At 48.7% G+C, this 14579-nt stretch carries 9 protein-coding genes; 5 read left to right on the top strand and 4 right to left on the bottom strand.

What is annotated here, in order from left to right; all coding sequences use genetic code 11:
* The first annotated feature begins 430 nt into the window (after positions 1–430).
* Together D1627_RS03935 and D1627_RS03930 are read left to right on the top strand one after the other, a co-directional pair.
* Positions 431–3619 carry a SusC/RagA family TonB-linked outer membrane protein gene (locus D1627_RS03935; RefSeq protein ID WP_119430877.1) on the top strand — a complete coding sequence of 1063 codons (3189 nt, stop codon included), beginning with the start codon at positions 431–433 and terminating at the stop codon, positions 3617–3619.
* 22 nt (positions 3620–3641) lie between these two features.
* Entirely contained in the window at positions 3642–5006 is a 1365-nt protein-coding gene (locus D1627_RS03930) for a SusD/RagB family nutrient-binding outer membrane lipoprotein (RefSeq protein WP_119430876.1), read from the top strand.
* 66 nt (positions 5007–5072) lie between these two features.
* Here the strand turns inward: D1627_RS03930 and D1627_RS03925 are convergent, their stop codons facing one another.
* A complete protein-coding gene (locus D1627_RS03925; protein WP_119430875.1) occupies positions 5073–7400 on the bottom strand; it encodes a glycoside hydrolase family 20 protein in 2328 nt (775 codons plus the stop codon).
* Positions 7401–7609: 209 nt separating this feature from the next.
* The gene (locus tag D1627_RS03920; protein WP_233555500.1) at positions 7610–9922 is read right to left on the bottom strand and encodes a S46 family peptidase; all 2313 of its coding nucleotides are present in this window, start codon (positions 9920–9922) and stop codon (positions 7610–7612) included.
* An 80-nt stretch (positions 9923–10002) separates the two neighbouring features.
* Here D1627_RS03920 and yidD point away from each other — a divergent pair, with 80 nt between their 5' ends.
* From yidD to D1627_RS03905, 3 genes are all read left to right on the top strand, one after another.
* Complete coding sequence (gene yidD / locus D1627_RS03915; RefSeq protein WP_199688368.1) at positions 10003–10224, top strand: membrane protein insertion efficiency factor YidD; 222 nt, start codon at positions 10003–10005, stop codon at positions 10222–10224.
* A 511-nt stretch (positions 10225–10735) separates the two neighbouring features.
* Positions 10736–12214 carry a DUF5687 family protein gene (locus tag D1627_RS03910; RefSeq protein ID WP_119430874.1) on the top strand — a complete coding sequence of 493 codons (1479 nt, stop codon included), beginning with the start codon at positions 10736–10738 and terminating at the stop codon, positions 12212–12214.
* Between the two features lie 30 nt (positions 12215–12244).
* Complete coding sequence (locus D1627_RS03905; protein WP_119430873.1) at positions 12245–12940, top strand: ABC transporter ATP-binding protein; 696 nt, start codon at positions 12245–12247, stop codon at positions 12938–12940.
* A 107-nt stretch (positions 12941–13047) separates the two neighbouring features.
* Here D1627_RS03905 and D1627_RS03900 read toward each other — a convergent pair whose 3' ends face one another.
* Together D1627_RS03900 and D1627_RS03895 are read right to left on the bottom strand one after the other, a co-directional pair.
* A complete protein-coding gene (locus D1627_RS03900) occupies positions 13048–13824 on the bottom strand; it encodes a TlpA family protein disulfide reductase (protein ID WP_119430872.1) in 777 nt (258 codons plus the stop codon).
* A gap of 126 nt (positions 13825–13950) precedes the next feature.
* Positions 13951–14559, bottom strand: a complete 609-nt coding sequence (locus D1627_RS03895; protein WP_119430871.1) for a hypothetical protein — start codon at positions 14557–14559, stop codon at positions 13951–13953.
* Between the last annotated feature and the right edge of the window lie 20 nt (positions 14560–14579).

Below are 14579 nucleotides of genomic sequence, written 5' to 3'. Positions count from 1 at the left end.
GGCTAATATCTTAAGCCTTAATTTTATAGGATTATTCTCAAGTTTATAACCTGAATGCCGAATATAACTTTTTGTTCAAATCCATTTTTTTACCAGTTTGGAGATAAATCCTGCTTTCATGCCAAAAGTAGACGCGTAAAAAGTAATGCAAAAGCATACCTATATAGCAGTATTTTTATCTATTGTTATGTAAATATTGGTGCCTGGTAATCAGTATTATATGCATAGATGTATAAGTGTTTATGGTATGTTATAAGGAGTGGTTTTGGTTAAATAATGATTTCTTACTAAAGAAACTATGCTGTTCACACCATAAAACAGTTAATATAGTGCCTAAAAAGCATTTATTGTACTATTTTTATAGCTTTGAGCATTCATCGACTTCGTACATAAGCACATTATATCATGTTTTACAGCTAATTATGCGCTTATGAAAAAGGTTCTACTACTTAGCTTGATACTGGCTTTCCTAATACCAGTGTTGAGTTATGCCCAGGGAGCTCGCACCATAACCGGGAAAGTAACCGACCAGGCTTCTGGCCAGGCATTACCGGGTGTGGCAGTTCTTGCAAAGGGAACTTCCGTGGGTACCGCAACAGATGTCCAAGGTAACTATAGTATTAATGTCCCTGATGGCTCCAACACACTAGTTTTTAGGTATGTAGGGTATAGCGATGTGGAGCGTGCCATTGGCAATGCCACTACTATAAATGTAAGTATGGGGGTTGATACGAAGCAATTGAGCGAGGTAGTGGTAACCGCTATCGGTATCGAGCGCGAGACGAAGGCATTAGGGTATTCGGTGCAAGAGGTTGGTGCCGAGTCGCTTGAGCGAAGCACGCAGCCCAGCCTTGCCAATGCCCTGAATGGTAAAGTGGCCGGGGTGAATATTACAAGTGCCTCAGGGTCTCCGGGCGCAGGCTCGCGCATCATCATTCGTGGTGCCACTTCTGTTTCAGGCGATAACCAACCGCTTTTTGTGGTAGATGGCGTACCGATCGATAACAGCACCACCTCGGCTGGTAACCCAAATGATGGTACCAATACAGTGCTCTCTGGGGTGGCAAACTCAAACAGGGCAGTAGATATCAACCCAGAAGACATTGAGTCAGTAACCGTGCTGAAAGGCCCGGCTGCTACTGCGCTTTATGGTATACGCGCCGGTAGTGGTGCAATTGTGATCACTACCAAAAAAGGAACGAAGGGCGCTGCCGTTGTTAATTACAGCACCTCGTTTACGCTCGATTATGTGAACAAATTACCAGAGCTGCAGCAACGTTACTCGCAGGGTAGCGGTGGAGAGTTTTTAGGCACATTTGGAGGTTTTAACAGTACGCTGTCCTGGGGAGCGCCTCTAGACCAGCTCCGCTTCGACGGGCAACCATACCGTTACGACCCCAATGGGTTCCTGGTACCTGTAGGCTCGCCTACGGCAACAGACCAGCGCGCCATTGCCTATGATAACCTGGATAACTTCTTTGAAACAGGTACTACCTGGACCAATAGCTTAAGTATATCAGGAGGCACAGAGAAAACAGACTACTATGTATCTTTGGGGCGCACCGACCAGGAGGGTGTTGTGCCAAACAGCGATTTCACCCGTACTTCCGTCAGAATCAACGGCTCAACCCAACTCAGCGAGAAACTGAATACCTTCGGTTCAGCAAATTATATCAAATCCGGCGGTAGCAGAATACAGCAAGGTTCCAATACGTCAGGTGTAATGCTTGGCTTGCTACGCGCCCCAATCACCTTCGACCTTTCCGGAGGTTTTGGAGAGGATGGCGAGGATAACCCCGGCGCCTACGTTTTCCCGGACGGAACGCAGCGTACCTACCGCGAAGGAGCCGGTTACGATAACCCTTTCTGGACGGTTAACAGGAACCCCTACAACGATGAAGTAAACCGATTGATTGGCTATGTGGGCGCAAAGTATGATTTTACAGACTGGATAAACGCAACATTCAGGCTAGGAACCGACTGGTACTCAGACAGGCGCACAAATGGCTTCGATATTCAATCGAGAACGGCACCGGCTGGTAGAGTTGCCGAAGACCAGGTATTTAACCGGGATTTGAACACTGACTTCTTGGTGAACATCAACCGCGAGCTAACCACAGACTTTTCTGCCCGCCTGATACTAGGGCATAATTACTACTCTTCTAATTACCAACGCTTATATACACAAGGCGATGGATTGGCTGTTCCAACTTTCTTTGACCTGGGCAACGCAGCGAGTATTACCACAGTAGAATCCACTACCAAAATAGAACGTGCAGCCGTTTTCGGCGATCTGTCTTTATCATATAAGGATTACTTGTTTTTAGGATTCACTGGCCGCAACGAATGGTCTTCTACGCTGCCTTCCAACGATCAGTCGTTCTTCTACCCATCAGTTAACCTAGGGTTTGTTTTCACACAGGCGCTTGACATCGGGGGAGATGTGCTTGATTTTGGTAAAGTTCGGGCATCTTACGCTGTGGTGGGTAAAGATGCGCCAGCTTACTCGCTCACTACTCCTTTTACTTTCTCAACCTGGGGCGATGGCTGGACAACTGGTATTTCCTTCCCTTTTACTGGGGTAGCAGGCTTTAACCAGCTAACGCAATTAGGTAATGCCGGCATCAAACCCGAAAAGAATAAATCCATAGAAGCAGGTATAGACCTAAGGTTTTTTAACAACCGTTTAGGCTTGGATGCCACCTGGTATAAGAATAACTCCGAAGACCAGATCATTCCTGTTTCGGTATCGTCGGCCTCCGGCTTTTTATCTGCCATACTTAACGCCGGTGAAATTGAAAACAGAGGTATAGAGGCGATTTTACGCGGTACGCCAGTACAGACCAATGATTTCTCCTGGGATGTGATTGTGAACTTTACCCGAAACCAGAGTGAAGTAATCTCGCTTTACCCTGGGGTAGAGACAATCACGCTGAACGGTTTCACGAGCCCATCGTCTAGGGCGGTAGTAGGTGAGCCTTACGGTGTTTTATTTGGAGGGCGTTTTGCCCGTAACGACCAGGGCCAGATGCTGATCGGCGATGACGGGTTCCCGTTCCCGGCAGATGAAGATGGCATTATCGGAGACCCGAACCCAGACTGGACTGCAGGTATAACCAACACGCTGACCTGGAAAGGATTAAGCCTGTCTGCGCTGCTAGACATCAGAAAAGGAGGTGATATCTGGAACGGTACAGTAGGTGTAATGACTTTCTTCGGAACGGCGAAGCGAACTGAAAACCGCGGCGAAACGAAAGTGTTTGAGGGCGTTAGGTTGGATGGTACCCCAAACACACAGGAAGTCGTGCTGGATGAGGAATGGTACCAAGCCAACGGTGGTGGTTTTGGAGCCATCGAAGAGCAGTTTGTAGAGGATGGGTCGTGGGTAAGGCTGCGTGAGCTAACACTGTCTTACAGATTGCCTTCTTCGCTGCTGGAGGACACTCCGGTAAAATCAGCAAGTATAGCGTTTAACGCGCGCAACCTATGGCTAAATACAGATTATAGCGGCATTGACCCTGAGAACAACCTGACAGGCCAGGGAAATGCGTTGGGCTTGGATTACTTTTCTATGCCAAACACCGAGGGCTATGGCTTAACGCTACGTGTATCATTCTAGTTTGACCTTAAACGCTACAGTTATGAACTTATATAAATCAATAAAATATGTCTTAACCGGGGTGCTGGTCTTCATGATTGGATCCTGTGACTTAGACGAGACGAACATAAACCCGGATAACCCAGAAGAAGTGCCAAGCAGGGTGCTGCTATCATCTGCTGAGGCAGGCTTTGCCTACAGTTTAGGCGGTGATATGGGCCGGTATGCCAACGTAATTACACAACATTTGGCAGGTATTGGTCGCCAGCATTTGGTAATAGGCCGCAACCAGATTACGGAGAATGACGTGAACAACGCCTGGCGCTTTAACCTGTACCCTATCATGCAGAACCTGCGCATCATCATTGATCAGGCCAATGAGTCTAACTCACCGCACTTCTCCGGTGCTGCGAAGGTAATGCTGGCCTCAGTGCTTGGTGTAACAACTGATGCCTGGGGTGCCATACCTTACACTGATGCATTTCAGGGAATTGAAAACTTTAACCCTACTTACGATTCGCAAGAGGAAATTTACGGTATTATACAGGGCCTGTTGGATGAGGCCATCGTGGAATTGCAGGCTACCGAAAGCGTAAATACGCTTGGCTCCACCGACTTGATTTACCGGGGCAACCTGGCAAACTGGGTGAAGGCTGCTTATACCCTGAAAGCCAGATACTACAACCACCTCAGCAACGTATCGCCGCAGGAGTCAGCGCAGCAGGCGCTTAACGCGCTTACAAACGGTTTTACATCTAACGCTGAAAATATGCAGTTTGTGTTTGGAAGCGCCGAAACCGAAGCAAATCCATACTACCAGTTTAACGACCAACGCGGTGATGTGGTGATGGCCGAATACTTTACAGATCTGCTAGAGGACAACAACGACCCACGCCTGATGCAATTCGTGACCCCTTTAGATGGCAGCTTTGAAGGTGCAACTTCCGGCGTAGCCGAAGACGGCTCAAGCATGGGGCCATACTATGCGTCAATTAATTCGCCTGTGCCTTTCATAACATACCCTGAGGCTTTGTTTATTAAAGCAGAAGCACACTTAAGGTTGGGCCAAAATACAGAAGCCGCCGCTGCTTACAATGATGCCGTGAAAGCCTCGTTAAGGAACGTAACCGGTTCTGATGACTATCCTGCTTTCGTGCTGGCAAATGCAAGTGCAACAGCGCTAACTATATCGCTAGAGCAAATTATGACGCAAAAGTACATTGCCATGTTCAGCACTTTCGAGACTTGGGTAGATGTGCGCAGAACCGGCTTACCATCTATCCCGATGGCGCAGAATGCGCTTGGCCCGGTTCCGCTTCGTTTCCCATATCCGCAGAGTGAGCGTACTTTCAATGCTTCGAATGTGCCAGATGTGACGTTAACTACACCTTTGTATTGGGATGAATAATTGCTTCCGTTCAATTCAATAAAAAAGGGCTGCCAATTGGCAGCCCTTTTTTATGAGCGAGAGTCACTACTCCACACTAACTTCATCTACAAGCAGCCAGGTTTTCTGACCTGCCGATGGGTATTTTTCAGGGCTTTTAGCCATGTTGTATGCCGTGATCTTTACATAGCGGGCATTAGTTGCTGGTATGCTGGCGCTAATTTCCTTGCGGAGGATGTGCTCTTCCTGGTTTGGGTTTTCAATTACCTTCACGGTTTTGAACTGCTTGCCGTCCTCAGACACAGCATATACTACTTTGGTGGGTAGAAACACGCGGTAACCGATGTGCTGGAAGTATGAGCTGCTCAGTTTGCTGATAGGCTGCACGCTGCCCAGGTCCACTACGGCCTCAAAGTTATCCTCCAGAAAACCTGTCCATTGGCCATCGTAATGGTCTGTAGTGCCGTGTAGGCCGTTAACAAGAGCGGCTTTGCCCGGCGAGAAGCTTGAGTGCGATTCAGTGGTAAGTTTCAGCGGTTGATTCAGGGCTTTGGTCTTGTCGAAAACCTTAGCGCTGGCTTTTCCTACCAGTTTTCCATCTACAAACGAACCGGCGGTGATCGTGGCTTTGCCTGTTACCTCAAAAGGGCCGCTATACTTCCGTGATTTTGTAGTGGGCTGCGAGCCATCCAAAGTATAAAAAATATCGGTGCCGGCGGCATCGGTGCTGAAGGTAACGGTGGCTGTGTTAGACTTAGGGTTTAAGGTTAGCTGCTGTTTTACCTGGTACGCGCTTTTGGCGTAGTTTATACCTTTGGCGTCGTAGCGCTGGTACTGCTGCTGCATGCGCTGCTTAAAGCTCTCCCAGTCTTTGAGTTGGGCCGGGGTCCAGAGCACTTCGGCCAGCGCGGCCATGCGCGGCATCGCCATGTACTCTACGTGCTCAGTTGTCGGGATGTACTCGGTCCAGAGGTTGGCTTGGGCACCCAGGATATACTTCTGCTCATCTTTGGAAAGCTCTGCGGGGGTTGGCTCATAGGCGTATACTTTGGAGAGCGGGCTATAGCCGTGGATGGCGGTAGGCTCCAACTCGCGGTCGCCTTGGTAGTGATCGAAGTATACGTGGGTGCCGGGCGTCATCACCACGTAATGCTTTTCTTTGGCTGCCGCAATGCCGCCTTTGGTACCGCGCCAACTCATTACGGTGGCGTTAGGGGCCAGGCCGCCTTCCAGTATCTCATCCCAGCCAATAATCTGACGGCCTTTGCTGTTTACGAATTTCTCCATGCGCTGCACAAAGTAGCTTTGCAGTTCGTGCTCGTTGTGGAGGCCTTCGCTGGCCATGCGCGCCTGGCACTTCTCGCATACTTTCCAGCGGTCTTTTGGGCTTTCGTCGCCGCCAATGTGAATGTACTTGCTCGGGAAAAGCGCCATTACCTCCGTCAGTACATCTTCCAGGAAAGTAAATGTCTGCTCGTTACCGGCACAGAACACATCCTTAAAAATGCCCCAGCGCGGTTCTACCTTATATGGCCCGCCGGTGCAGCCCAGTTGCTGATAAGCCGTTAGCGCTGCCGAGGAGTGGCCGGGCATCTCGATTTCAGGAACCACCGTGATGTAGCGCTCCTGGGCATACTTTACCACCTCTTTTACTTGCTCCTGCGTATAAAAACCGCCGTGGCGCGTGTGGTTATAGGTCTGCGGAAGGTCCCAGTAATGGCCGATCAGGGTGCTGTCGCGCCAGGCGCCTACTTCTGTTAGCTTTGGGTATTTCTTGATTTCGATGCGCCAGCCTTGATCGTCAGTCAGGTGCCAGTGGAAGGTGTTGAGCTTGTGCATGGCCAGGTAATCGATGTACTGCTTCACAAACTCCACCGGGAAGAAGTGGCGGGTAACATCCAGGTGCATGCCGCGCCACTCGTAACGTGGCTTATCGGCAATGCTGAGAGCCGCGATGGCAACCGGCGCATCGGTTTTTGTTGGCGGTAGCAATTGCGATAGTGTCTGCATGCCATAGAAAAGCCCGTTAGCCTGGTTGGCCGCAAGTATGAGTTTATCAGGAGTAACCTCTACGGTATAGCCCTCTTTGCCGAGCGTGTCGGGTTTGGAGTTGAGCGTTAACTGGATGATGTTTTTAGCCCGGGAAGGCGCTTTTTTCTGAACCACCTGGGGCTCTGTGCCGGTAACTGATTTTATACTTGTGGCCAGCATGTCGGCTATGTGCTTCAGCTCTTCGTTTTTGGGTGGCACATAGATTTTGGTATCCGAGGTAAGTATAAACTGGCCTTGCTTAAGCGCCAGGTGCTGTGGCTTGGGTATGATGGAAACAGCGCGCTTTTGTTGGGCAAAGGTGCAGCCTATGCTTAGCAACAGAGCAAGGCTTAACAACAGCGGTAAAAATCGGTTAGGTTTCATGGAGCTTTTAAGTGGTGTTAGAACATCAAGAATAAAGAATATTTCCTAGAAAAGCCAATGGGAGGTTGGGAGTTGAGGAGGTAGAGAGGGTGGGAGTTAGAACGTTAGAAAGTTTGGAAGTTAGAAGGTTTGGAAGATCAGTAGTAAACAAAAAAGCGGCGCTGGGGTGGTCCCGGCGCCGCTTTTTACACTTGGGCTAAAGCAGGTTGTTAGTCTTTTACCTGAAGCTTAACTTTTGCTTTCCCTTTTTTCTTCTCGATCTTAAACTCGGTCTTGCCGGCACGCAGCATGTCGTTGGCCTCCTGCACGGTAGCGTCCAGCAGCTCGGCTTGCGGCATTTCTGGCGCGGTTTGGGCACCCGGGCTGTCGCTGTCCACAATCGTCATTTCGTTGATCAGGTTCGTAGCACCCGCAAACTTATCGATCAGGAACAGCAGGTAGCGCGAGTCCATGTTGATGCAACGCTTGTACTCTGGGTCAAACACCAGGTCACCGGTCATGGCTTCCCAGTTGCCATCGAAGGCCAGGCCGATTAGCTCGCCTTTACCGTTGATTACCGGAGAGCCCGAGTTACCACCGGTAATGTCGTTGTTGGTGATGAAGTCGGTTACCAGCTCGCCTTTAGAGTTTGCATAGCGACCAAAGTCTTTGGCATTGTACAGCTGCTTCAGTTTGGCAGGTACTACAAATTCCTCGTTGTTCGGGTCTTCTTTCGCCATTACACCATCCAGCGTAGTATAGTAACTGTACATTACGCCATCCTGCGGGCTATAGTCTTTTACAGAACCGTAGCTCAGGCGAATGGTAGAGTTAGCATCCGGATAGTATACTTTGTCCGGGTTCATCAGGCGCAGGCCAGCAACATAAAGGCGGTTTGCCTTGTCTAGCTTGGCGTTGCTTTCGGCAACTTTCGGCGCAATGTTGTTTCTGTAGTTGTCGATGATGCTATTCACGATCTGGAAAGCCGGGTCGTTTTCCAGCGCCTTCAGCGTAGGGTTCTTCAGGAAGCTGTTCATCTTCTGCTCGTTCACCACTACAGAGTTGCTGTAAACAAAATCAGCTAGCTTCTCAAAGTTGCCGTTATACTTTTTCACCATGGCTTTAAACGCCTCTGGCTGCTGGTCTTTGGCGATGTCTTCGGAGTAGTACTTCATCAGGGCAGCAAACACTTTTTTGTCGGCTGGCATGTAGTAATCCTTAAAGAAAGCATCAGCGCGCGACTGCACATCTTGTACAGCCTTTTGCGTGGCTTCTTTATTGCCGGCTTTCAGGGTGCTGTATAACGGTGCCAGGCGGTAAGCCATCAGCAGCGATTCGGTGCCAAGTATAGCTTCGTTCAGATAAACCGTACCTAGGTTATACTTCTCGATAGTGGCATAGGCATCAGAAATATCGCTGAGCACGTTGCCGTAAGTGGCTTTGCGCTGTGCCTCGGCGTTGGCCCAGGCCTGGAACTTGTCTTCGTCCACGATCTTGCCCTCGATGGTGCGCATGCGCTTGATGCCCTCGTTCTGGCCGATAGAATACTTGTAGTAGTTAGACGTGGAAGCATACTTAGAGGCATACTTGATGCGTGTTGCGGCGTCTTTGTCCATATCCTGCTTCCAGAGGCCCAGCTTGCTTTCGCGCAGTTTAATGCGTGATTTGTTGAGCTGGTTTACTTCCAGTTTCAGGCCGTGCGAGGTCATGAAACGCTTGGTGCGGCCCGGGAAACCAAATACCATCGAGAAATCTCCCGGCTCTTTATCGCCGATATTGATTGGCAGGTGGTGTGCTGGCTTAAAAGGAACGTTGTCCTTGCTGTATGTTGCCGGAGAGCCGTCTGGGGCCATGTACACGCGGAACATAGAGAAGTCGCCGGTGTGGCGTGGCCACATCCAGTTATCCGTATCGCCGCCAAATTTACCGATGGATGATGGCGGAGCGCCTACTAAACGCACATCAGAATAGCGGTTGTAAACAAAAAGGTAAAACTCGTTGCCGTTGAAGAAATCGCGCACATAAGTTACATACTTGCCGTTTTCTGAGGCTTCTTTGGCCAAGGCCTGCACACGCTGCCCGATCAGCTGGGCACGCTGCTCTTCCGGTGTGTTGTTGTCGATGCCTTCCAGTACTTTGCTGGTCACATCGTCCATGTGGTGCAGGATGTCTACGAACAGGCCTTCGTTCGGAAGTTCCTGATCTTTAGAGATAGCCCAGAAACCGTCGGTCAGGTAATCGTGCTCAGTAGTGGAGTGCGACTGGATCTGGCCGTATCCGCAGTGGTGGTTGGTAAGCAACAGGCCTTCTGGCGAGATAAACTCACCGGTACAGAAACCGCCGAACTGCACGATGGCGTCCTTCAGGCTAGAGTTGTTAACGGAATAAATTTCTTCGGCTGTCAGCTTTAAGCCTTGCTTCTGCATGTCTGTATAATTCAGACGCTTAATGAGCATCGGCAGCCACATACCTTCGTCCGCTTTGGCCGCAAACGGCACGCTCAGCGAGACTAAAAGTAAAAGTGAAAGGATTCTTTTTAGCATGGGAATTTGTTTAGATTAGTTAAACAGTAGCAAATTTAGCAATTTTTGCCGCTTTTTGCCCTTTTTGCATAAACTAAACCATGACCTGGATCCTGAAGAAATTTATACTTGGCTTGGTGTGGGTTTACCGGAATATGATCTCGCCGATGAAACCCGCAACCTGCCGTTACACGCCCACCTGCTCGCAATACGCTCTGGATGCGGTAAATAAGTATGGCCCCTTTAAGGGCGGCTGGATGGCGATGAAACGCATTGGCCGCTGCCATCCCTGGGGCGGAAGTGGGTACGATCCTGTTAAATGATTTTTCTGCCGCAAGCTTCCAGCTTGTGGCAATGCATGAGGCAAGCTTTCAGTTTGCGAAAGTATGAACTGGCATTTTGCAGCTTACCATTTTCCTGTTTCCGCAAGCTGAAAGCTTGCCCTATGGTAAACCACGAGCTGAAAGCTCGCGGTAGTTTCTTTATTTCTTCAGCGTTTGCTTACAAATGCCGCAAGTTTTCAACTTGTGGTATTACATGCTGGCAAGTTTGTAACTTGCTTTCTGCGCGAGCAGAAAAATGCAGTCGTTTAGAAGACCTTCCTGTAAGCAGCTTAACCTCAGCCAACCAGCACAATCTAACATCTCTACTCTTACTCCCTCGAACCAACCTTCTCCCATACTTTACAGCAAATAAAAAGACAGCTTTTATCGGGCATTCTGCGGGCTAAGTATAAATTATCCTTGTGTTAGTCTAAAGTAAGGTGGCGGGCTTTGGCTTTGCAATGGATTTCAGTTATATTGAAAAAAGTATATTCTTTCTTCACTCTCACGTATGTTGCAAACTTTACTCGCCCACCAGTGGAAGGCTGATTTTCGCTCTTCTGTGTTTCAAAAAAGCATCGTGCTCAACATTATACTGGGCCTGCTGATTTTATACTTTGGCAGTATATTCTTGGTACTTGGTTTCAAGCTCGATGATATCCTCGTCAAGTTCTTTCCGAATCAAAACCCGATAGCCGTTTTCAATGGGGCATTGCTTTATTATTTCTGTATTGATCTGTTTTTCAGGTTTATGATACAAGAGATGCCGGTGCTGGCCATACAGCCTTACCTGCATTTGCCGGTGCCCCGAAGCAAGCTGGTGCATTATGTGCTGCTAAAATCTATCCCAAGTTTTCTGAACCTGCTGCCGTTGCTGGTATTTGTGCCCTTTATGGTATCTGCGGTGGTGCCGGCCTTTGGTTTGGGTGTGGCATTGCTGTGGCTAACGGCGCTATTTGCCTGCACCTTGCTCAACAATTACCTGCTGCTATACTTTAAGCGACAGCTAAGCAGTAAGCCTTTGTATACACTGGCTTTCGGGGCAGTTATTTTAGCTGTAATGGTACTGAATTACTATGACCTGCTGCCGCTGCAAACGGTATCCAGAGCCGCTTTTGGCGCCATTCTGGAGCAGCCTTGGTTGGTGGCAGTACCGGTTGTGCTGCTGGCAGCCGCATACGGGATCAACTTTAAGTTCCTGAGCAACAACACGTACCCCGAAGAGCTGAAAGTGCGCAAAGTAACCCAGGCCAGTGGCAGCGATTTCGCCTTCCTGAACCGTTTTGGAGAAATCGGCAGACTGGTAGAGCTGGAACTAAAGCTGATCTGGCGACACAAGCGGCCTAAGTCGCTGCTTACTATATCTGTATTATTCTTGTTTTATGGAATGCTTTTCTACCGCAACGATACTTACATGGACGGTTATGGCATACTGATATTCGTGGGCATCATGATTACCGGCAGTAGTGTTTTTAACTATGGGCAATTTTTGCCGGGTTGGCAGAGCGCCCACTTCGATGCCCTGCTAACGCAGCGCATCTCGCCGTATCAGTTTTACCGCGCCAAGTACTGGCTATTTGTGCCGGTGATGGTGTTAACATACCTGCTTGCCTTGCCCTACGGTCTGTTCGGCTATAAAATCATACTCATAAACACGGCAGCGCTGCTTTACAACATTGGGGTAAACGTGTTTGTAGTGTTCTTCTTCTCAGTGTACAACACAGAGCGGCTGGACCTGAGCAAAGGCTCGGCATTTAACTGGCAGGGCGTAGGGATTTCCAAGTTCGTGATGATGATGCCCATGATGGTGCTTCCGATCCTAATTTACCTGCCTTTTGGCCTGACCGGCATGCCGCTTGTTGGGCTGGCTACCATTGCCGGGTTAGGCCTGCTGGGAGTCATCTTTCAGCGGCAGTTGCTCCACTGGACGGCCAATCATTTTATGAAGCATAAGTATAAACTGGCTACCGGCTTCCGACAGTCTTCTTAACCTGATGTTACAAAGTATAAAAAGCAAGCTATGCTAACGATAAAAGATCTGCAAAAAGTATACAATGGCACGGCAGTGGTGCAGCTGCCCGAACTGCTGGTAAACACCGGCGAGGCCGTTGGTGTGGTAGGAAACAACGGGGCAGGTAAAACCACGCTCTTCCGGATGCTGCTGGACTTGGTGCGGCCAAGCAAAGGCCAGGTGCACTCCAAAGGAACCAACGTGGCCTTGTCCGAAGACTGGAAAACCTACACCGGCTCTTACCTGGACGAAGGCTTCCTGATTGATTACCTGACCGTGGAAGAGTATTTCAAGTTTATCGCTGACCTGAACGGCCTTTCGCAGGGCGATGTGTTGGAGCGGCTCGAGCCTTTCCACGACCTATTTAACGGCGAGGTGCTGCAGCAGCGCAAGTACATCCGCGACTTCTCGAAGGGTAACCAGAAGAAGATTGGCATTGCGGCTGCGCTGCTCTCCAACCCCGAACTGCTGATCCTGGACGAGCCCTTTGCCAACCTGGACCCCAGCTCGCAGATCCGCCTAAAAAACCTGCTGAAGAAGCTGCGCCAGGAGCGCCAGATGACCATGCTCATCTCCAGCCACGACCTCAACCACGTGATTGAAGTATGCGAGCGCATCGTGATCCTGGAAAAAGGCCAGTTGGTGCAAGACATGCAAACCACAGAAAACACACTACAGGCACTGGAGGCATACTTTACGGTATAAAACCATACTAGCGCCTGCGCAAGCTGTTTATTTTTAAGCCCGGTTTTGGCTAAAGGAGATCTATACTTCCTCCAGCCGTAACCGGGCTTTTGTATACCGCATTATTCCTAGTCTGCGCTTTCTGCCAGCACGTAAGCCATAGCCTTGTAGTCTGTGGTTTTGATCCGGATCTCGCCGGCTTTATCGATTACAAAATGCGTAGGATAGGAGCCAACCTGAAGCCCTTGCACCATAAAAGTACGCTGCTCTGGTGCCACGGCGTAATCAAATTGCCTTTTCTGCAGAAACTTCTCCAGTTCCGGGGCTTTGTCGGTGGCCAGGCTCACAAACAGAATGTCGTTGCGGTTTTTATACTTCTGCTTGAGTTTGTTTAGTTCAGGCATCTCGGCTACGCAGGCGGTGCAGCGTATAAACCAGCACTTCAGCACCAGCGTTTTGCCAGCGGTATTCTCGTTGGTGTATACATTTCCGTCCAGGTCTGTGAAGGCGAAGGATGGGAGCTTAGTGCCCTGTAATTTGTAGTTAGCATACTCCTCGCGCGCCCAGTTTGCCAGTATGCTGCGCGTGCCCTGGTCTACAGAGCCTCCCAGCCTATGCAGTTGGTAGAAAACCTTGTTCTCTTTATTTAGCCGCTTCACGGGCAGGTAGTCCCCGGTGCCGAGGCGCTGCATAAATGTGGCCTCCGGTATAATTTGCAGCGACGAATCCAGTGGGGTAAAAGCTTCATAGAGTCTGATGTGCTGTGTTTTATAGTTCCAAAAGCTCATCACGTCCTTCAGCAAGGCTTCCGGCGTTTGCACAACTGTTCCATACTTTGGCTCCTGCGTACATGCGCTCAACACCACTATCAATAGGGTGAAAATGAGGGTTAGTTTTGTTTTCATGGGTTGATTGGTGGGGGATGGTTTTGAAAAGCCTATTAAGAAAAGATTTAATTAGGATTAAGATTGATAATCGATAATCTAGTAAGATCAAGTACAACTCAATTTATTACAATTTGTAGATGATTTTTAATGAGACTTATTATCTTCTCGCCAGTTCCACTCTACGAGTCGGTAGTTTGAATTTCTCAAATGCTCATAGCCTTTATCAACCCCAGCAAGCCTCAAAGATGTTTCTATCTGTGGGTGTAGTTGATGAACTAAATCCCAAATCATTTCGCTTTTTTTGCCGTCAGAAAATTGTAATATTCGATAGTTAGGCCAAGCCGTGCTTCTAATAAAGAAAAAACCGAATTCCGGCGTGTAATAATGCTCTGTGCCAAAGTCAATGCCTCCATCAGCAGTCGAGAATTGATATATGACCATTGGGTTGCCTTTGGTGATTAATGTATCAGAACAGACAAAATAAAATGTTTTTTCACTACTGTAAGGTGAATGATAACTTGTTTTGCTAGGCTCATTTAGATCTATGACGTAAGTTGATGTATCAAATGGAGTGTTATAAATCAAACCTTGACTCGAGCGATCAACGATAAGAGGTAGATAATAAACTTCTTGGTGCATCCCTCTTAAATAATACCAGTACTTTTCACACTGCCATTCAGGTATTTTAGGGCTTTGTTTACAAGCCCATGCTCCTAATAAAATAATGATGATTACCAGTGAGTTAGTGCGCATAGAATTTTAGTTTGTTTGCA

The sequence above is a fragment of the Pontibacter oryzae genome (assembly GCF_003576375.1).
GTDB lineage: Bacteria > Bacteroidota > Bacteroidia > Cytophagales > Hymenobacteraceae > Pontibacter > Pontibacter oryzae.
Note: the sequence above shows the minus strand (reverse complement) of the source record. Positions and strands in the feature narration are given on the sequence as shown.

Bases quoted from the DNA above. Each gene is read 5' to 3' on its own strand.
- D1627_RS03935 (WP_119430877.1), top strand. From the start codon at position 431: ATGAAAAAGGTTCTACTACTTAGCTTGATACTGGCTTTCCTAATACCA.
- D1627_RS03930 (WP_119430876.1), top strand. From the start codon at position 3,642: ATGAACTTATATAAATCAATAAAATATGTCTTAACCGGGGTGCTGGTC.
- D1627_RS03925 (WP_119430875.1), bottom strand. From the start codon at position 7,400: ATGAAACCTAACCGATTTTTACCGCTGTTGTTAAGCCTTGCTCTGTTG.
- D1627_RS03920 (WP_233555500.1), bottom strand. From the start codon at position 9,922: ATGCTAAAAAGAATCCTTTCACTTTTACTTTTAGTCTCGCTGAGCGTG.
- yidD (WP_199688368.1), top strand. From the start codon at position 10,003: ATGACCTGGATCCTGAAGAAATTTATACTTGGCTTGGTGTGGGTTTAC.
- D1627_RS03910 (WP_119430874.1), top strand. From the start codon at position 10,736: ATGTTGCAAACTTTACTCGCCCACCAGTGGAAGGCTGATTTTCGCTCT.
- D1627_RS03905 (WP_119430873.1), top strand. From the start codon at position 12,245: ATGCTAACGATAAAAGATCTGCAAAAAGTATACAATGGCACGGCAGTG.
- D1627_RS03900 (WP_119430872.1), bottom strand. From the start codon at position 13,824: ATGAAAACAAAACTAACCCTCATTTTCACCCTATTGATAGTGGTGTTG.
- D1627_RS03895 (WP_119430871.1), bottom strand. From the start codon at position 14,559: ATGCGCACTAACTCACTGGTAATCATCATTATTTTATTAGGAGCATGG.